General features: G+C 38.0%; 19 protein-coding genes and 1 pseudogene. 8 read left to right on the forward strand and 12 right to left on the reverse strand.

Annotated features, from left to right (window positions below; all coding sequences use genetic code 11):
- The first annotated feature begins 24 nt into the window (after window positions 1-24).
- Window positions 25-423, forward strand: coding sequence for a transposase (locus DTA23_RS07085; protein WP_112374246.1), 399 nt, complete (start codon window positions 25-27; stop codon window positions 421-423).
- Window positions 420-1,328, forward strand: a complete 909-nt coding sequence (locus DTA23_RS07090) for an IS3 family transposase (protein WP_112374247.1) — start codon at window positions 420-422, stop codon at window positions 1,326-1,328. Before DTA23_RS07085 ends, DTA23_RS07090 begins: the two co-directional genes overlap by 4 nt.
- A 113-nt stretch (window positions 1,329-1,441) precedes the next feature.
- Here DTA23_RS07090 and DTA23_RS07095 read toward each other — a convergent pair.
- The 5 genes and pseudogenes from DTA23_RS07095 to DTA23_RS07115 form a co-directional block, all read right to left on the reverse strand.
- Window positions 1,442-2,170: pseudogene (locus DTA23_RS07095) on the reverse strand (IS3 family transposase); the annotation flags it as partial.
- A 184-nt stretch (window positions 2,171-2,354) separates the two neighbouring features.
- Window positions 2,355-2,495 carry a transposase gene (locus DTA23_RS30230; RefSeq protein WP_112374249.1) on the reverse strand — a complete coding sequence of 47 codons (141 nt, stop codon included), beginning with the start codon at window positions 2,493-2,495 and terminating at the stop codon, window positions 2,355-2,357.
- Window positions 2,496-2,541: 46 nt separating this feature from the next.
- Complete coding sequence (locus DTA23_RS07105) at window positions 2,542-2,832, reverse strand: hypothetical protein (protein ID WP_112374250.1); 291 nt, start codon at window positions 2,830-2,832, stop codon at window positions 2,542-2,544.
- 498 nt (window positions 2,833-3,330) lie between these two features.
- Window positions 3,331-4,719 carry a beta-helix domain-containing protein gene (locus DTA23_RS07110; protein WP_146753025.1) on the reverse strand — a complete coding sequence of 463 codons (1,389 nt, stop codon included), beginning with the start codon at window positions 4,717-4,719 and terminating at the stop codon, window positions 3,331-3,333.
- An 85-nt stretch (window positions 4,720-4,804) separates the two neighbouring features.
- Entirely contained in the window at window positions 4,805-7,597 is a 2,793-nt protein-coding gene (locus DTA23_RS07115) for a TonB-dependent receptor (RefSeq protein WP_146753026.1), read from the reverse strand.
- A gap of 214 nt (window positions 7,598-7,811) precedes the next feature.
- On the opposite strand from DTA23_RS07115, the gene tnpA reads away from it, so the two are divergent.
- The 6 genes from tnpA to DTA23_RS07145 all read left to right on the forward strand — a co-directional run bounded on the left by tnpA (window position 7,812) and on the right by DTA23_RS07145 (window position 13,009).
- On the forward strand, window positions 7,812-8,096 hold the full coding sequence (gene tnpA / locus DTA23_RS07120; protein WP_239468721.1) for an IS66 family insertion sequence element accessory protein TnpA: 285 nt from the start codon (window positions 7,812-7,814) through the stop codon (window positions 8,094-8,096).
- On the forward strand, window positions 8,096-8,434 hold the full coding sequence (gene tnpB / locus DTA23_RS07125) for an IS66 family insertion sequence element accessory protein TnpB (protein ID WP_112373523.1): 339 nt from the start codon (window positions 8,096-8,098) through the stop codon (window positions 8,432-8,434). The genes tnpA and tnpB overlap by 1 nt, the downstream gene beginning before the upstream one ends.
- 49 nt (window positions 8,435-8,483) lie before the next feature.
- Window positions 8,484-10,001 carry an IS66 family transposase gene (tnpC, locus tag DTA23_RS07130; protein ID WP_112373524.1) on the forward strand — a complete coding sequence of 506 codons (1,518 nt, stop codon included), beginning with the start codon at window positions 8,484-8,486 and terminating at the stop codon, window positions 9,999-10,001.
- A 315-nt stretch (window positions 10,002-10,316) separates the two neighbouring features.
- Complete coding sequence (locus DTA23_RS07135) at window positions 10,317-10,958, forward strand: ABC transporter ATP-binding protein (protein ID WP_112374253.1); 642 nt, start codon at window positions 10,317-10,319, stop codon at window positions 10,956-10,958.
- A gap of 47 nt (window positions 10,959-11,005) precedes the next feature.
- Window positions 11,006-12,400, forward strand: a complete 1,395-nt coding sequence (locus DTA23_RS07140) for an ABC transporter permease (RefSeq protein ID WP_112374254.1) — start codon at window positions 11,006-11,008, stop codon at window positions 12,398-12,400.
- 132 nt (window positions 12,401-12,532) lie between these two features.
- Window positions 12,533-13,009 (forward strand): hypothetical protein, encoded by a 477-nt coding sequence (locus tag DTA23_RS07145; RefSeq protein WP_112374255.1) that lies wholly within the window; start codon window positions 12,533-12,535, stop codon window positions 13,007-13,009.
- Window positions 13,010-13,093: 84 nt separating this feature from the next.
- On the opposite strand, the gene DTA23_RS07150 is transcribed toward DTA23_RS07145, so the two are convergent.
- The 7 genes from DTA23_RS07150 to DTA23_RS07180 all read right to left on the reverse strand — a co-directional run bounded on the left by DTA23_RS07150 (window position 13,094) and on the right by DTA23_RS07180 (window position 18,465).
- Entirely contained in the window at window positions 13,094-13,810 is a 717-nt protein-coding gene (locus tag DTA23_RS07150) for a 16S rRNA (uracil(1498)-N(3))-methyltransferase (RefSeq protein WP_112374256.1), read from the reverse strand.
- A 17-nt stretch (window positions 13,811-13,827) separates the two neighbouring features.
- Window positions 13,828-15,141 (reverse strand): hemolysin family protein, encoded by a 1,314-nt coding sequence (locus DTA23_RS07155; RefSeq protein WP_088160665.1) that lies wholly within the window; start codon window positions 15,139-15,141, stop codon window positions 13,828-13,830.
- A gap of 8 nt (window positions 15,142-15,149) precedes the next feature.
- Entirely contained in the window at window positions 15,150-15,692 is a 543-nt protein-coding gene (locus DTA23_RS07160) for an inorganic diphosphatase (RefSeq protein ID WP_075991667.1), read from the reverse strand.
- Window positions 15,693-15,700: 8 nt separating this feature from the next.
- Window positions 15,701-16,351 carry a DedA family protein gene (locus tag DTA23_RS07165; protein ID WP_075991666.1) on the reverse strand — a complete coding sequence of 217 codons (651 nt, stop codon included), beginning with the start codon at window positions 16,349-16,351 and terminating at the stop codon, window positions 15,701-15,703.
- Window positions 16,352-16,494: 143 nt separating this feature from the next.
- Window positions 16,495-16,911: an HIT family protein gene (locus tag DTA23_RS07170; RefSeq protein WP_075991665.1), complete on the reverse strand. Its 417-nt coding sequence runs from the start codon at window positions 16,909-16,911 to the stop codon at window positions 16,495-16,497.
- A gap of 238 nt (window positions 16,912-17,149) precedes the next feature.
- Window positions 17,150-17,623: a transcription elongation factor GreA gene (greA, locus tag DTA23_RS07175; RefSeq protein ID WP_046674213.1), complete on the reverse strand. Its 474-nt coding sequence runs from the start codon at window positions 17,621-17,623 to the stop codon at window positions 17,150-17,152.
- A 143-nt stretch (window positions 17,624-17,766) separates the two neighbouring features.
- Window positions 17,767-18,465, reverse strand: coding sequence for a response regulator transcription factor (locus DTA23_RS07180; RefSeq protein WP_046674214.1), 699 nt, complete (start codon window positions 18,463-18,465; stop codon window positions 17,767-17,769).
- Window positions 18,466-18,472: the final 7 nt, after the last annotated feature.

The raw sequence follows: 18,472 nt of genomic DNA on the forward strand, positions 1-18,472 counted from the left end.
GCTTTACACTAAATTGTAAAGTATATGACAAAAAAGAGTAATGTGGATAAATCCAAGCCGTTCCAAAGAGTTGGAAGGTCTTATCCAGAAGATTTAAAAAAGATCCTTGTGCAAGAAGTTGAGAGCGGTCGGCTCAGTCAACGTGCTGTAGAAAGGACTTATAAGATTAATCGGAGAACCATTGACAGTTGGATAACCCAATTTTCTTTGCTTCCTTTGATACGACCGACTCAAAAGCCGATGAAGGAACCAAATGAAAGCTCAAAGATAAAGCTACTATCCAAACAAGTTTTAGAATTGCAGAAAGCCTTGGAGAAGGCCAACCTAAAAATAAATGGATTAGAAACGTTAATCCAGGTTAGCGAAGAAGAACTTAAAATCAAAATAAGAAAAAAGCCTGGTGCCAAACAGTCAAAAGAATGAGGCAGAGCTATCCCTATGTAAGTCTAGGGGATCTCTGTGCACTGTTTGGCGTAACGCGACAAGCTTATTACGACGCTATCCGACATGCTGAAAAAGCTACTATTGCTAATATGGTTGTGCTGACGCTGGTGAAAGAAATACGGACTCAGATGCCAATGTTGGGAACAAGAAAACTAATGTACGTGCTGGAACCAAAGTTAGTTGAACATGGTATTAAAATGGGGCGGGATCAACTTTTTGATTTACTTCGGTTCCATGGCCTGTTAATCAGACGTCGCAAGCGTATCGCACGTACAACAGATTCCAACCATGTTTTTAGAAGGTATCCAAACCTCATAAAGGAACTAATGATAACTGGCCCCGAGCAGCTGTGGGTAAGCGATATCACATATATTAGGACTTTGCATGGGTTTAGTTATCTCAGCTTGATTACGGATGCCTACTTAAGAATGATTGTCGGCTATTCATTGTATCCGACGTTAGAGGCGATTGGTTGCTTAAAGGCATTGGAAATGGCGATAACAGGTTGGAAGCATTTATCTCCGTTTTATCTCATCCATCATTCCGATCGAGGTATCCAGTATTGTTGCAATGAATATACAGAAATGCTCCGGCGTTATGGCATTGCGATTAGTATGACGCAGAGCGGTAGTCCTTACGATAACGCTCTAGCTGAACGCGTTAACGGTATTCTTAAAAATGAATTCTATCCTAAACGAGTATACCAAAATCATAAGGATGCGGCTAAAAACATTGATAAGATTATTAAAGTTTACAATTTGCAGCGCCCGCATAGCAGTTTGGATTTCCAAACTCCCAAAAATGCACATTCTAAAACTGGTGAAATAAAAAAGAGATGGAAGCAATATCCTAGAAAACCGGTGGCCATAACAGCGGAAGTTTAAATCAATATTTTAGATGTGAAAAGTACTTTGTATAATTGTAAAGGATTTTCAGGATTACCAAAAAATGCTGTAAGATCTATTTAGGACTAATGGTTAAATCTGTAAAGTTTTTTTCAGGACGAGACAGTAATCAACTTATTGCCGTAAATCTGCTCGGATTTTAGCGTTTTGAAGAAGCTTTCTGCTACTGCATTATCCCAGCAATTACCTTTTCTACTCATACTTCTTATTATGATTTTATAGGAATCTAACGTGTTACTAAATTTTTCACATGCATATTGTACGCCTCGATCCGAATGAAAAATTAGACCAGGAGACAGTTTGCGGTGCTTAATTGCCATTTTCCAAGCTGCCAATGAAGTTTCTTCAGTTTTCATCCCATCACTGATACTCCAACCAATACATTTGCGGTCATATAAATCCAGAATGGTGGTTAGATATAAAAAACCTTCTTTGGTATGGATGTAAGTAATATCAGATACCCAGACTTTTGAAGGCTCTGAAGCTTTGAAATTTCGGTCTAATACATTGTCCATTATTTTATGTGCATGTTTTGAATCGGTTGTAGCTTTAAATTTCTTGCCTATTTTACTGCGTAGCCCCATCTTTTTCATATACTTAGCGACTGTATTTCTAGAAACTTTTATTCCATCATCCAACAGCTCCGCTGTTAATCTAGGACTGCCATACCGTTGTTTCTTATCGAAATAAATAGCCTTTATCTTGTCCTCCAGATTGCTGCATTTCCCGCTTTTTGTCTGTTGGGACCGTTTTTGCCAAGCATAATAGCTTCTAGATCCAACACCCATAACTTTACACATCTTTTCAATCGAATATAGCCCCTGTGTTGCTTGATAAAACTATATATTACCGATCGCTCTTGGAAAAGATGCCTATGGCCTTTTTTAGTATTTCTAGTCCCAGTTCTGAGTCTTTAAGTTTTTTCTCCAAGAAACTAATCCGCTCTTGTTCTGGCGTTTGCTTCAGATTTCCATTCCCGGGGAAACTTCCTGATCCAAACTCTTCTTACTCTTTACGCCACTTATATAATTGGGCAGCAGAGATTCCTAACTCACGAGCTAGCTCAGAAAGATTCTTCCTGTTTTTACTTAATTCAACTGCTCGCTCTTTAAAAATGCGATCGTACTTTCTACGGACTTTAATCATTATTTCAAAATTAAGATATTTTATTGTTCTTAACTTGATCTGCCGACTAAGTTAGCAACTCCATTCCATCCATTACAGGAAAGAAATTCACAGTAGTACTTGATATTTGGCTCCAATTCGTTACAGCTTTTTGAATTGCTGAGTTCCAAGTATAATCGACATCAACTTTATACAGTATTACTCCTGAATTATAAGAGAAAATCAAATTTGGAGTTCTAGCTTGAGCTTTCTTAGGATTAGACGCTTTTGTTTTCGAACTAACAGCTTCACTACTATTGTCTGCGGAGTCTAAAAAGGATTTCAACGCAATCAAATCTGTTCCTTGCTTTTTAACCAACAGATCATTTTCAACTAAATAATATCCCCCAAATCTTGAATCATAGTAGGTGATATTCCCTTTTTCAATAAAGTACTATATACTTCATCATTTTTTGAGTGAGATGCATCGTCTGCAATAGGGCTTTGCTCCTTCTTACAAGATGTCAATAAGATTGGGATCAGGAATGAAATCGTCAGCATCCTTCTAAAGGCTACTGTTAATTGGTTTAATTTTTTTTATAATTTATCTTTTCCATTAAATTAAAAAAGATAAATAAATTTAATGTTAACACATTAATAAATAGAAATAAACAAATAAAAAATTAAACAACAAACCTAAAATAAATTAGCAAAAGCAACTTTATAAGTAATGATTCAAACAACAAAAATAGACACGACTATCTAATTTTAAAGAAATTGAGTTCTTTCAACCGATTAGTCCCTTATCCCCAAAAATAAAAAATCCCGCCAAGGCAGGATTTTCCATCTATTTTACTAAACTATAATTATCTATTTCTTAGAAAGAAGCACCAGTAGCAGCTACTGATCCTGATTTCAAAATAAAGTTTGGCGCTGTTAAACTATATGGATTAACCAAAAGATTTTTAGCTGCTGCATCGTCCAAGAATGTATTATTATTTGTAGTCAAATACGTTTTCAATAAATCAACAGTCGCAAATGAAGGTACTGTACCATCGGCTATAACGTCTCTACCTGCCGTAAATGATTGGTAAATGTTGTTTTTGATCAAAGATGTTTTATCTGTCAAAGCATCACCAGTTTCTTTATCGCGTATATCGATACCATAACGCATGTTGATAAAGATAGAGTTAGCAAGGATCATCTTACTTCCTCTTCTCCACAAATTTGCGTACTCATGTTTTGGATCAACCTCTGTATTACCAGGTCCAACCAATGTCATATTTGATATAACAGGACGTGTTCTTGGAGAAGAATCAAATACTTTTTCCGAATTATCAGATTCAATACCATTTGATTGACCAGCTTGATCCGCTAATTTCGGATCTCTAAGACCTACTAAGAATTGAAGTTTTCCTGAGTAACCATTATCGAAATCGAAAACATCATCGATGTTTGCAGTAGAGACAAGGTGCTTAGCATTTACTGTACCACCAAACCACTCAAAAGAATCATCACCAGAATAAGCAACTTGAACGTATTCAACAGTTGTTTTAGAACCAACTGATCCAAATGTAACACCGTTTATCTCGTTGTTTGTTGTATAAGCAATACCTGGGAACTCAACACGTACATATTTAAGAACTCCTGAGTTATCATCAGCAATAGTTCCACCATGATTTCCGTATGGAGCTGTTAAACCGCCTTCAATAAGACCTGTTCCACCTGGGATATTATTAGGTGCCTTACCTAAGATAATAATTCCACCCCAATCACCTGGAGCTCTTGTACCAGCGGGTTGGTTTGAAGTAAATACAATTGGCTTAGCAGCAGTTCCTTCTGCATTGATTTTACCGCCCATTGTAACAACCAATGTTGCTTTAGTATTTTTATCTCCTCTAATTACTGTTCCAGCTGGAATCGTTAATGTAACACCACTTTTAATGTAAACAAAACCTTTTAACAAGTATGTTTTTGAAGCATCTAAAGTTTTATCTGCAGTTATTTCACCGGAAAGTTCCTCTGTAGCAGCAGAATATGCAGTTTTATTTGGTTCGTAATTAACCCATCCTGATGTCCAGTCAGTAGAACCAAATGCACCTTTGTAAGCTACTTTCTCAAAGAAAGAATCAGCAAGCGATTCATTTGAATCACCCGGGGTAACAGGAGGTTCAATTACCGAAGGATCACTCTTACTACAGCTTGCAAATGCAGTTAAACCTGCCGCTAAAACAGCTAAAAGATTTAAGTTTAAATTCGTTTTCATTTTCATGTTTTATTTATACAAAAAGAATAATTTAATTTAACGATACAATTAACTCTATGTTAAGTATTTATGAATTAACAACAGACTACCAAAATTTATAAGAGAGTGTAAGAGACACAGTAGATCCATATTTCTCAGCTCTATTGATATTATCTGTGTTTTTATTGAATGCTGCGTTTGGATCAGAACCTTTTGGTTTTTGATAGAAATAAGCTTTATTATTTAAAATATCACTATAATTCAATTTCACTTCGGCTCTGGAGTTCGCAAATTTTTGCGCCAACTGTAAATCAAGAATATTTCTAGAATATTCGTAAATATCTGGATCTTCAGCATTACCAATTGCCCATATTCTTGGTCCAACTCTATTATACAAGAGTGTAATCGCTGTCGTATTTGGATTTTTGGTCGTATACGATAATCCCGCATTGATTAGATAAGGTGATTGTCCTTGTAGTTTTCTTTTACCTGTTGAGTTCACAGTAGTTGGAACAATAACTTTCGAATAAATGTATGATCCATTCGCGTTGATGACAAAATTGTCCAATCGCTCATCAATGAATTTCAGGTTCTTTCTTACTTCTGCTTCCAGTCCAAACACATCCGCAGACTTTGAATTGGTATAATTAAATGAACGGCCTGAGTTTCCTAATTGTAAAGCTTGTTCGATCGGATTTTCAAAATATTTATAAAAAGCTCCCACCGATAAAACTTCACCAGCTGTTGGATAATACGCATATCCCAGATCAAAATTTGACGTTTTTGATTGTTTCAAATTGGGATTTCCACGAACGTTCATGTTTTTATTGAAGTCATAAAATGGGAAAGGTGCCATTTCTCTAAACTCCTGTCTTCCCACCGTTTGTGAAGCTGCAAAGCGAAAACTTTGCTTACTATCTAAATTATAGATTAAATTCAACGATGGTAGTAATGAAATTGTCGTTGTGTCGACACCTACTGGATTGCCATTGTCTTCACTATTTAATTTCAAATTATATGACTCAAGACGTGCTCCAGCAATAACCCTCAATTTCTCCATCACAAATCCATCATACATCAAATAGCCTGCGTTCAAAAATGCTTTCGCATCATAATGATCTCCACCGTTGGTTATTTCATTTAGTATAAAGCCGTTTGGACGAATATTGGCTTGATCAAAAATTTTGTCTTGCGGTAATTTCAACAAACTCGCATCAAAGTTTCCATTTCGAATAAATCCAATCACCCTTGCATTAAAATTTCTGTCACGCAATTGATTGAAATAACCTGCTTTTAATTTGTCATTTTCTGAGAATAAACGGATCGGTAATGTCAAATTTAAAGCCCCACCATACGAATTCTCAGTCATTGTCGAATTGAAATTACCTGCTCTGTCGGCTGTAGATGAACTGGTCGCAGAAATCGATGCAATACCATCTTTTGAATATTCCATCCGCTTATAACCGGGCTCATATCTATCCGTACGACCATAATTCAAGGACCAATCCAATTTTAATTTACTGTTATCTGAAAGGATATGTTCACCAGATAATTGATTTGTTAAAATAGATCGTTGTAATAGATAATCTCCCGTGCGATAAAATTCACTCCCCGAATCATCTTTTCCTTCACGGAACGTAAATTGATTCTCTAAAATTCGATTATATAAGTTTTTGAAAGAGATTTTGTTTGACTTCCAAGAATACGCGAAGTTTGCAAGGGCTCCTAAATTTGTATTGTAACTATATTGATCGTCATGGAATACTTCTGGCAACGACTGGCCAACATACGCTTTTTGGTCTGCTTCGCGTTTCCTTTGGTCGTAACGATAAGTCAATGAAAAAATAGCTCCAAATTTAGAATCATCTTTAAAATTCTTAGTGGAACCGTAATTCAGTTGAAAGTTAGGCGTTAATGTTGACTTCTTCGTATCATAGCCCCAATTGTTTTTAAACAATTTAGAATACTCAAAAATTTCATTTGAATTATTTTGTAAAGATTGAAAATCCTTTGTGGAAGGAAAACCTTTAGGAATTTCACGGTCACTTCCTGCAAAACCAAACACTTCACCACCAGCTCTTTTTGCTGAGGTAAAATCTTTAAATGTGGATTGTGTATTATAAGATGTACCTATGGATGCATCAAAGAAATTTTTCTCTGGAAAATCTTTAGTATTCACTTGAACTACACCTCCGGAAAAATCAGCAGGGATATCTGGGGTTGCAGTTTTATTAATTATGATTGATTCAATTAAATTTGAAGGAATGATATCAAAAGAAAAAGCACGTTTATCTACTTCTGTATTGGGTAAAATCGCATTATTCAACATAGCTGAATTGTAACGATCACTCAGCCCCCTTACAATAACATATTTATTATCTTGGATACTAGCACCACTTACACGCTTAATTGCCTCTGACGTATTTCTATCTGGACTTCTCTTAATTTGTTCGGTCGAAATCCCACTGGAAATTCTAGCACTATTTTTTTGCTGCGAGTACAAAGCACTTATCGACTCTTTTTTGAAAGTTCCCGTAACAACAACCTGATCCAATACAGTTCCCCCAGTATTATCGAGTACTACATCTAGCGTCGTAACATCCTTATCCTTTATCTCTACATCAGTAATTTGCTTAGTAGCAAAGCCTACATAACTAAATTCTAATGTATACTTCCCTGCAGGTACTGCAGGAATATTATAATTACCAGTCACATCTGAACTTCCCACTCTCGCCGTACCGAGTACCTTAACAGTCACCCCTGTGATTGTTTCACCTGTTTTGACATTTGTTACTTTACCCGCCACCTTTCCACTGCCCTGTGCATAAACTGTTGTTGACGCAGCTACTGCTAGCGTTACGACTGCAGCGATTCTTTTAAGTTGTAATTGTGGTTCCAATTTATTTGTTTTTTGTTTCTGCAAAGCTATTAGCAGAATATTAGATTAACATTAGCAACAAATTACCATTGCGTAAACCAGTTGTTAAATTAATGTTACTTACTTCCTGTTTTTTTTGATTCTCAGCAAAAAAGGCCTTTTAATGCTATTTATACGTATCCATTCTACCAAGTACATATTGACTTAGGTCGGCTCAGTGGTTAGCTTTGCTGTTATGAACAACCTTCAAGAAAAACGTGAGCGTATGCTGTCTATGATAGCAGACTGGCAACAGAGCGGAAAAAGCAAGAAAGCGTATTGCACGGAAAATGGGATCAAGGAAGCGACTTTTTATTATTGGTTTTCGCGCAGTAAAGAAAATGACACTACCGGAGGGAACTTTATCACAATCGACAACGCGCCCCGAAGGAACGATGTTGAGATTATCTATCCCAACGGTGTGCGTATAAAGGTCGAAAATGATCTTGCCCTTGTATCACAGCTGATCCGTCTGTACTGATGTTTGCACTGGGGTCATCGCACCGCTTTTATCTTTACGATGGGTTTTGCGATATGAGAAAGTCATTCGACGGGCTCTGTGGATTGATCAGTTCGGGGATGGGTCGTCAGGCTACCAATGGTGAGGTTTTCGTATTTCTGAACCGTAGCCGTACGCATATGAAACTGCTGCACTGGGAACAAGGAGGCTTTGTCCTTTATTATAAGCGTCTGGAGAGCGGAACATTCATGCCGCCGAAGGTAAAAAACGGAGAATTGTCCTGGAGCGACCTGGTACTGATGGTCGAAGGGATACAGGTGGTAAAAAGTATTCAAAAAAGACGTTTTTCTTTACCTTAAAAATGGACTTAAAATAGGAATAAAGGTATCTTTTGAGTATCTTTAGGGTATGGAAACAGCACTGGAAAACCTATCAAAAGAAGACCTTCTGAAAATGGTTTCCAGTATGTCCAAACAGAATGAACTCCTCCATCAGGAGCGTGAGATTCTTTCACAGGAGCGTGATTACCTGAAAGCTCAGGTGGAGATGCTTCAGCGTATGCAGTTCGGACAGAAGCGTGAGCGCTTTGAAGGCGATCCTGATCAGACGATGCTCCCTTTTAATGCAGAGCCTGCTGAAGCAGAGCAGCAACAGGAAGAAATCAAAGAAAAGATCGAGTATGTCCGTAAACGTCCCAATCATAAAGGACGCGCTAAATTACCTGCCCATCTCCCTGTAGTCGAGATCGAGATACACCCTGAAGGAGACCTTTCCAAAATGGTCTGTATCGGCAAGGAAATTACCGAGGAACTGGAGTGCGAGCCTGCAAAGTTCTATATCAAACGTTACATCCGTTATAAATATGCAGCTAGAAACGGAAATGGCGTATCCATCGCCGAACTGCCTGAACGGGTCATCGATAAAGGAATTGCAGGGCCGAGCTTACTGGCGATGATATTGGTAGGTAAATATCAGGACCACCTTCCGCTATACCGGCAAAAACAGATCTTCGCAAGGGAAAACATACAGATCCCATCCTCAACCATCGAAGGATGGACCAGACAGGCCCTGGAAAAACTGGAACCATTATATGAACAGCTGGTCTTCGATACCAAATCTCAGGGCTATCTGCAGGTTGATGAGACCCCTATAAAAGTACTGGACAGCGATAAAAAAGGAGCTGCCCATCAGGGGTACTTTTGGGTCTACCATTCGCCTTTGGATAAAACGGTACTGTTCGATTATAACCCTTCCCGTGGTGGTCATGTACCTAAATCCATGCTGGATAACTTTAAAGGATATCTGCAGACGGATGGGTATGCGGCCTACGAAAAGTTTGGCAAAAAGAAAGACATCACCCATCTGGCCTGCTGGGCACACGCACGCCGTGAGTTTGAGAAGGCCCTAAAGAATGACCCGGCAAGGGCCCAAAAGGCACTGCTGATGATACAGGAACTTTATAAAGTTGAGCGAAAAGCCAAAGAAGAAAAGTTATCACCCGATAAGATCAAGGAGCTGCGGCTGAAAGAATCGCTCCCGGTTATCAACGAGCTGGGCAAATGGATCTTTGATGAAATAAAGGACACCCTGCCCAAAAGCCAGATCGGGAAGGCTATGGCCTATGCATACGTACGTTGGGACATGCTCTCGGAATATCTGCGCGACGGGAATCTGCAGATTGACAATAACCTTATCGAGAATGCCATTCGCCCTGTTGCTCTGGGACGCAAAAACTGGCTGTTCGCCGGAAGCCATGAGGCAGCACAGCGATCAGCAATGATCTACTCTTTCTTCGCTATCTGCAAAAAGCATGAGGTGAACCCATTTCTGTGGTTAAAACATACGCTAATGAATATAGCGTCAATAAACCACAAGAATATAAAAGAGCTTTACCCACAGAACTTCAAAAAATCAACTGATATGTAGTTCATAGGCCGGATACATTTATACGAATATTTACCCCCCTTAAGCGGTCAGCATATTAATGAAGTGTAAGAAAATTATTAAGCACTTAATTTATTAACACAATAAGGATATTTTTCTAAATTACACTTTAATGAATGCCATTTACGGCCTTATATAGATAAGTGGTACTGCTAGTTGAGAGAGACCGATCATCTTCCATTGCCAACTGTTAACTCACTGCAGTAAATTGCTTTTTATATGCAATATAATTGCAATTATATTGCATATAAAAAGCAATTTATCTAAGTTTGAATATATTTTCAATTTCTGATCCTCATGAGCACTCCAATCGTATCGACTACACAGTTATCATTTCAGTATCCTAATTCAACGCCAATTGAATTTCCAGATATTCACATCGAGAAAGGTCAGCATACGCTGTTATTAGGGGATTCGGGTTCTGGAAAAACAACGTTACTTAATATATTAGGAGGTTTGTCACGACCAGAGACAGGTCTAGTCAAAATAAATAACCAAGACCTATCCTTATTATCAAACAGCAAATTGGATCAGTTTCGTGCGCAATATATCGGATTTATATTCCAAGAAGCTCACCTCCTAAGAAATTTAACACTTTTGGAAAACATCAAGTTGGCACAGTCTTTAGCAGGGAAAAAAATAGACATAAGTGCAATTCATCTTATACTTAAACAACTACAATTAGATGAAAAAAGTGCTGCCTACCCGAACGAATTGAGTCGCGGCCAATTACAACGTGCTGCTATTGCACGCAGCATCATTAATAAACCAGCTCTACTTATTGCTGACGAGCCAACTGCCGCTCTAGATGACAACAATACCTACAGGGTATTAGAACTGTTATTATCGATAGCTGACACTGCAGGATCGACTTTATTGATAACAACACACGACAAGAGAATAAAAGATCAGTTCTCCAAAATGTACCTTTTAAAATAATTGTTTTACTTTAATTTACGCGTCACCCTTAGTTTTTAGAATTTGTTATGAACACGATACAATTGGTTTGGAAAAATTTAAGTAGGCAGTTTGGCTCGGTCTTTCTAAGCATTCTGTTAACGGCGTTTGGAATTTCCATCCTTGCCGTGCTTTCAATTACCGGCGAAACTTTTGAAAAGCAGCTTGACAATAACAGTAAAAATATTGATTTGGTTGTTGGAGCCAAGGGAAGCCCCCTTCAATTGATCTTATCAAGTATTTATCATATTGACAATCCAACCGGCAATATCCCACTGGACGAACTGGAACCATTACGCCAAAATCCCCTTGTTCAGCTTGCAGTGCCCCTATCTTTAGGTGACAATTTCAAAGGCCATCGCATTGTTGGAACAGATTCATCTTTCTTAGCTATTTATGAAACAGCAATAACTGAAGGCCGTATCTGGCAAAATAACTTTGAAGTAGTCATTGGTGATCAAGTTGCAAAAAAACAACAGCTCAAAATTGGCGATCAGATCCATAGTTCACATGGCTTGAGCAAAGATGGACATCATCATGACGAACATCCGTTTACCATTGTTGGTATTCTAAAACATAACAATAACGTTACCGATAACTTAATACTAACCAACTTAGAAAGTGTTTGGGATGTACATGGCATTGCACATAAACATGAGCATCAAGAAACAGCAGTAGAGAAAGAATTACGGGAACGCCAAGAAGACCGGGAGGAAACCCTCAAAGCACATCTGCACCATCATGGTGAAGATATAGCAGAAAATTCATCTGCTCCAGCCCAAACGAACGAAAAAGAACATCAGGAGCAGGAAGACCATCATGAGCACGCAGAGGAAGGCATGTTTGTGAAGTCAATAGGTGCCGACATGGTAAAACAGAATGGACTGGAAATAACCGCCATTCTACTAAAATATCAATCTCCTGCAGCGATCGGAATTTTGCCAAAATTGATTGATCAGCAAACAGACATGCAGGCCGCATCTCCCGCCATGGAAAGCACTCGTCTATTCTCGTTATTAGGCGTAGGGATAGATTCTTTATCGATACTCGCTTATGTAATTATGTTTATTGCAGGTTTAAGCGTCTTTATTAATTTATATAACGCATTAAAGCAACGTAAATACGATCTTGCCATCATGCGTACGCTTGGAGCCTCCAAAGGAAAACTCTTTGCCATTGTGCTTCTTGAAGGACTAATCATTACGATTCTTGGTGGGTTAATTGGGCTTATAATGGCACATCTAGCGCTTTACTATATCAGTAATCAGACAAGTCAAAGCGCCGATTTTATAGAGGCTTTTACACTTCATCCTAAAGAACTGATTTTCTTGTTTGTTGCTTGTCTAATAGGTATCTTCGCAGCACTTATTCCGGCGATCAAGGCCTACAGGACAAGTATTTCTGGAACACTATCAAATAAATAAGTTTAACTAAGATTACACAACGACAAAAGATCGCAATAAGAAGAGCAGCTTATCCTCTAGGCAGGAAAACGGAAAATACATTCGAACAGCTTCTCGATACATAACACTCGATACATAACAATAGCATAACACATGAAAAAAACACTGACAGTATTCTTATTTATATTATTCTGTACCATACAGTCCCAAGCCCAAATAGGCAATAATCCGGATGTTCCCGATCATACACCTATGATGAACAAAACTTGGGAAGCAATTGATAAAATGGCTTATAAAGTAACTTATAATGGGGCAAAGAAAGTATATACTCCTTTCTACCCAAAAGAACTTAAAGCGCTTGAAAATAAAATTGTTGAATTACCAGGTTATATGGTTCCTCTTCATAGTGGTCTTAATCATAAAAACTTTATGATGTCTGTATTACCCGTGATGCAATGCCAATTCTGTGGATCCAACGGAATACCACCAATGGTTGAAGTAACATTAAAGGGCAATGCAATAAAATTCTCTGAAGATCCGATTAAATTAAAAGGGAAAATGATCTTTACCAAAGATCCGCTTAAAGGAAATGCTGAAATCCAGATTGTAGATGCAGAACCAATAAAATAAACTAGCGTCTATTATTAAACCATTAAATGGGCTTTGCAGATCTCTCACAGCCCATTTAGTGGGCCAGGGTCCGTCTTTTATCCCCTATCCTCTATTCAGCAGGGAAACTTCCATACAAGCTGCTAAAGCAGCCGTTTCGGTTCTTAAACGCGCTTCTCCCAACGAAATCGGATGAAACCCCATCTGTAGTGCCAAATCAATTTCCTCTTCAGAGAAATCTCCTTCCGGACCAATGAGGATAATATAATGCTGGTCTGGCTCCAAAACCTGGTTTAAATACTTCTTTTCAGCGTCAACACAGTGTGCAATTGCCTTTTGAACACCTTCTTTTGGGATTTCCCTCAAAAACTGTTTAAACGATACTGCTGGATTTAGCTTCGGAAGATAGGCTTTCAACGATTGTTTCATCGCTGCAACAACCACCTTATTTAGACGATCTAATTTCACCTCTTTTCGCTCAGAATGCTCACAGATAACTGGAGTTATTTCTTGAATTCCAACCTCAGTCGCCTTTTCCAAAAACCATTCGATGCGATCAATATTCTTCGTTGGACCAACAGCAATATGCAAATGATATTTTGGCCGCTGAAACTCCTCCTCAACATTTAAGATCGTGATAACAGTACGTTTGGGGTGAGGGTCAATAATTTGAGCTTCGTACAAACCACCGCGACCGTCTATGAGATGTAAACGATCACCAGTATCCATACGAAGCACACGAATAGCATGTTTACTTTCTTCTTCACTAAGGATAAAATTTTCTAATGAAGGGTTTAAATCCGGTGTAAAAAATAACTGCATGTGCTTTCGTTATTGTTTTATTCTTCTGTATCATCATCGGCCGATTCGACCAATTCCAATTTGACAAACTCTATGTTCTGCTGGGCCTTACGGATAATAGTGAATACGTAACCATATTCTTCTTTACGCTCACCGACTTCAGGAATCTTATCAAAGATTTCGCTCACCAGACCGGACATCGTATCGTAATCCTGACTCTCGGGTAATTCTATCGGGAGAAATTCATTCACATCATGAATACTAGCGCCTGCATCGACCATATATTCCGTTTCCGAGATACGTTCGACAACTGGAGTTTCCTCATCGTATTCATCCTGAATCTCACCAACAAGTTCCTCAACAATATCTTCCAGGGTAACCATACCCGCAGTTCCACCAAATTCATCCAATACAATCGCTAACTGTAGACGCTTTTGCTGGAACTCAGCCATTAGATCATTGATCTTCTTCGTCTCAGGAATGAAATAAGGTTTGCGCATGATATTTCTCATGACAACCTCTTTTCCTTTAGCTAAGAGGGGTAAAATATCTTTCGTATGGACAATACCAACGATTTGATCAATATTATCCTCATAAATTGGCAGACGAGAGTACCCTTCTTCAGTCATGGTTTCTATCAGCTCAGAGGCATCAGCCGTGACCTCCACAGCCACAATTTTGGTACGAGGTACCATAATATTCTTAACGATACGTTCGTTAAAATCAAATACATTTTTGATCAACTCGTGCTCAGAAATATCCAAAGCACCAGACTCTTTACCTTTATCCAAAAGATATTGCAACTCTTCAGAAGAGTGCGCAGATTCCCCTTTAGTAACTTCAAATCCTAAAATCTTCAACAGAAAATTAGCGAAACCATTTAAAATCCAAATAAATGGTCTAAAGATAAAGTAGAAAAATTGCAGTGGAACCGCAATTTTCATTGTTGTTGCAACAGGTTTTTGAATCGCAATTGATTTAGGAGCGAGCTCTCCAAATACAATGTGTAACACGGTAATAATCGTAAAAGCCAATATATGACCTGCATTCGTCGCGATTGTACCTGTCAATTCAACACCGAAAAAACCTAGTACCCCCTGCACAATTTGGGTCATTACAGCCTCTCCTACCCAACCTAAGGCCAGTGAAGAAAGTGTAATACCCAATTGTGTAGCGGCCAAATAACCATCCAAATGCTCCGTTATACTTTTGGCTATTGTAGCAACTTTGCTACCTGTTTTTGCCTGAACTTCAATTTGGGAGACTCGGACCTTGACAATAGCAAATTCTGCCGCGACAAAAAAGCCGTTGGCCAATACTAAAAACAATGTCCAAAATATATCGAGCGCCATGCTTGGGGTTATTTGTTAACAAATTCTTTTTTGTACAAATCGATAGCCTCGATCAAGATTCTTTGTGCTTCTTCACGTCCTTTTACACCCTCAACAATGACATGCTTCTTTTCAAGTGCTTTATAACTCTCAAAGAACTGTACAATCTCCTTCATGGTATGCGGAGGTAACTGATCAATATCTTTAATGTAATTAAAAACGGGATCATTTTTAGCTACCGCAATAATTTTATCATCTTGTTCTCCACCATCAACCATATTCATCACACCAATGACCTGTGCTTCAACCAATGTTAATGGTAAAATATCCACTGAACAAATGACCAAAATATCCAAAGGATCTTTGTCATCGCAATAAGTCTGTGGGATAAAACCATAATTGGCAGGATAAACGACAGATGAACTCATTACTCTGTCCAAAAGCAACAAACCAGTTTCTTTGTCTAATTCATACTTTCCTTTGGATCCGTTTGTAATCTCAATGATAGCATTTACGGCATTTGGAACATTCTCACCTGGAGAAACCATGTGCCAAGGGTTTTGTTTACTCATTTTTTATTTTACTGTATATTTTGTTTGTTTCTTTTATCTTTTATACGCTTTTTTAACAACGTTATTGCAATTGGTAAAAATGCGATCACAATCATACCAACGACAACATATTCTACATAATGTATAATCCAAGGGAACTCAATACCAAGGAAATATCCAGACAGGGTCAATACAAGTACCCAAATGGCAGCTCCGGCAACATTATACAGAACGAACTTCTTAAAATCTAATTTTACAACACCTGCAAAGATAGGTGCAAAAGTACGAACTATTGGAACAAATCTTCCTATAATTAAAGCAGTTCCACCATATTTATGGTAAAATTCTTCGGCCATGACCACATATTTTCGCTTAAAGATGAAACTATCTTTTCGCTTAAACAGCATCGGCCCCGCTCGATAACCAAACCAATACCCTGTAAAATTCCCTAACACTCCCGCTATAAACAAGCCCAAACAAAGCGTGTATATATTAACGTCAATTTTATTTAGCGCGCAAAATAATCCTGCAAGAAATAATAAATAATCCCCAGGTAGAAAAAATCCAAAAAATAGGCCCGTCTCAGCAAATACAATTAAGATAACCAGATAAAACCCTCCTGAACTCAATAGCTCCTCCGGGTTTAATAATTGTTGAAATGACAACAAGAGTTCATGCATAACCTTTAGTAAAAATCAATGTTGCGTTCCTTTTTTAGAACAACTTCCACGCTTATCTCTGTACAAATTTGAAACGACAAGGTACAAATATAGCATTCTTCTAAAAAACGAACGTAAATCAAGTGTAATATAATCCTTTCTAATTATTGATTTTGAGCAGTTATACTGACGATAGACTCGCGAATAGTAGTCGCAATTTCATGAAGTTCGTCCTCTGCCAAGCTCAATTTAGGTCCAGCAAAGTTTAAATCACTAATTTTATTAATAGGCACCAAATGTATATGTGCGTGAGCCACTTCTAAACCAACAACTGCAACACCAACTTTTACACAGGGAATTACCTTTTTAATACCTTGAGCAACAATCTTAGCAAAGACCCAAAGCGCCATATATTCATCATCTTCTATATCAAAAATGTAATCGGTCTCTTTCTTAGGGATCACAAGAACGTGCCCCTTAGCCAATGGACTGATATCCAAAAAAGCTAGAAAATCATTACTTTCTGCAACTTTGTAAGCTGGGATCTCCCCAGCAACGATTTTTGAAAAAATTGTCGACATATTATTCTAATCTTGGAATAAATCTTTTAAACAATAATTAGCAAAAAACAGACTTTAAAATGCAAAGCCTTCGGTATGTTAGCAATTAAAAATTTAACTGCAGATTTTATCACACCCTGTTTTTCTACTGCCAACAAATATAAACAAAAAAGGTCGCGATTACTATATCACGACCTTCTTAATATAAAGTTAATTTGTGGATGTGCGGTTATGGCATACCGCACATAACCGACATATATTATCTTGAAATCTCTACGATCTCGAATTCAATTTTACCGGCAGGCACTTCAATAACAGCTGTATCACCTTTCGATTTTCCCAACAAACCCTGGGCAATAGGAGATTTAACTGAAATCTTGCCCGACTTCAAATCTGCTTCTGACTCCGCCACCAATTGATAAGTCATTTCAGCACCATTCTTTTTGTTCTTGATCTTAACAATCGATAAGGCCAAAACTTTAGATGTATCCAATTTGGACTCATCAATTAAACGTGCAGTCGCCAATGTATTCTCCAAATTGGCAATTTTAGCTTCGTGAAGCCCCTGAGCTTCTTTAGCTGCATCATACTCTGCATTTTCTGACAAATCTCCTTTGTCTCTAGCCTCTGCAATAGCATTGGCAATTTTAGACCTTCCTTCCGTCTTCAGATAAGCCAATTCTTCTTTAAGCTTACGCAATCCTTCTTCCGTAAAATAAGTTACTTCTGCCATAATTTTATCTTTTTTCTTATTTTCTACTTTTTAAAAAAGAAACAAGACCATATTTCCCTCGTCAGGAAACATGGTCTTGCTTTGAATCTATACGAAGATAATAATTGTTTTCAACAAAACAAATTCTTACCCGTTAAATAAAATTAAATCTCTTCCTCATCAACAAATTTATACCCCAGCCCCCGAACTGTTTGTAGATAATGTGGCTTATCTGGATTTGTTTCGATCTTTTTCCTTAAACGAACCACATGCATATCCAAAGTACGTGTGTTGACATTGGAGCTATAACCCCAGACAACCTCCATTAACTCCTCGCGTGTAATCTCCCGGCCTAAGTTTTGTAAAAAATGAAGCAAAATTCGGTTTTCCAAAATGGTCAACTCAACTTTCCTTCCGTCACGTATTAAGGAATGAATATTCGGATGATGTTCCGTTTGCCCAAATTTATATACTTCGGGACTGTTCTTAGGTAAGAAAAATTTCACCTTATTATCGATCATAGCAATAAGCACATCCATATTGAATGGCTTACTAATGTAATCAGTCACACCAAAGCTATAGGCTTCAATTTTGTCCACATCTTGAGACTTCGCTGTCATCATGATAATGATATTCTCAAACCCGGCTTTACGGACATCTTCACAGATTTCGTTGCCTTCTTTTCCTGGAAGCATCCAATCCAACAAAACCACATCGGGTCTCTTTTCCAAGATCAAACTTTCCGCTTCATTCCCATTTCCACTCTGAATGACCTGATAGCCTTCGGATTCCAATCGATGTTTTACCAAGAACCGTAAGTTCTCATCATCTTCAATAACAGCAACAGTGATGTCTTTATTCATATTTAAA

The sequence above is a fragment of the Sphingobacterium multivorum genome (genome assembly GCF_900457465.1).
In the GTDB taxonomy this organism is placed as follows: Bacteria; Bacteroidota; Bacteroidia; order Sphingobacteriales; family Sphingobacteriaceae; genus Sphingobacterium; species Sphingobacterium multivorum.

Excerpts from the sequence above, each read along its gene's own strand:
- DTA23_RS07170 (WP_075991665.1), bottom strand. The coding sequence starts at position 16,911 with ATGTCGACAATTTTTTCAAAAATCGTTGCTGGGGAGATCCCAGCTTAC.
- DTA23_RS07110 (WP_146753025.1), bottom strand. The coding sequence starts at position 4,719 with ATGAAAACGAATTTAAACTTAAATCTTTTAGCTGTTTTAGCGGCAGGT.
- DTA23_RS30230 (WP_112374249.1), bottom strand. The coding sequence starts at position 2,495 with ATGATTAAAGTCCGTAGAAAGTACGATCGCATTTTTAAAGAGCGAGCA.
- DTA23_RS07145 (WP_112374255.1), top strand. The coding sequence starts at position 12,533 with ATGAAAAAAACACTGACAGTATTCTTATTTATATTATTCTGTACCATA.
- DTA23_RS07160 (WP_075991667.1), bottom strand. The coding sequence starts at position 15,692 with ATGAGTAAACAAAACCCTTGGCACATGGTTTCTCCAGGTGAGAATGTT.
- tnpB (WP_112373523.1), top strand. The coding sequence starts at position 8,096 with ATGTTTGCACTGGGGTCATCGCACCGCTTTTATCTTTACGATGGGTTT.
- DTA23_RS07140 (WP_112374254.1), top strand. The coding sequence starts at position 11,006 with ATGAACACGATACAATTGGTTTGGAAAAATTTAAGTAGGCAGTTTGGC.
- DTA23_RS07155 (WP_088160665.1), bottom strand. The coding sequence starts at position 15,141 with ATGGCGCTCGATATATTTTGGACATTGTTTTTAGTATTGGCCAACGGC.
- DTA23_RS07180 (WP_046674214.1), bottom strand. The coding sequence starts at position 18,465 with ATGAATAAAGACATCACTGTTGCTGTTATTGAAGATGATGAGAACTTA.
- DTA23_RS07135 (WP_112374253.1), top strand. The coding sequence starts at position 10,317 with ATGAGCACTCCAATCGTATCGACTACACAGTTATCATTTCAGTATCCT.
- tnpC (WP_112373524.1), top strand. The coding sequence starts at position 8,484 with ATGGAAACAGCACTGGAAAACCTATCAAAAGAAGACCTTCTGAAAATG.
- DTA23_RS07090 (WP_112374247.1), top strand. The coding sequence starts at position 420 with ATGAGGCAGAGCTATCCCTATGTAAGTCTAGGGGATCTCTGTGCACTG.
- DTA23_RS07165 (WP_075991666.1), bottom strand. The coding sequence starts at position 16,351 with ATGCATGAACTCTTGTTGTCATTTCAACAATTATTAAACCCGGAGGAG.
- DTA23_RS07150 (WP_112374256.1), bottom strand. The coding sequence starts at position 13,810 with ATGCAGTTATTTTTTACACCGGATTTAAACCCTTCATTAGAAAATTTT.
- DTA23_RS07085 (WP_112374246.1), top strand. The coding sequence starts at position 25 with ATGACAAAAAAGAGTAATGTGGATAAATCCAAGCCGTTCCAAAGAGTT.
- tnpA (WP_239468721.1), top strand. The coding sequence starts at position 7,812 with ATGAACAACCTTCAAGAAAAACGTGAGCGTATGCTGTCTATGATAGCA.
- greA (WP_046674213.1), bottom strand. The coding sequence starts at position 17,623 with ATGGCAGAAGTAACTTATTTTACGGAAGAAGGATTGCGTAAGCTTAAA.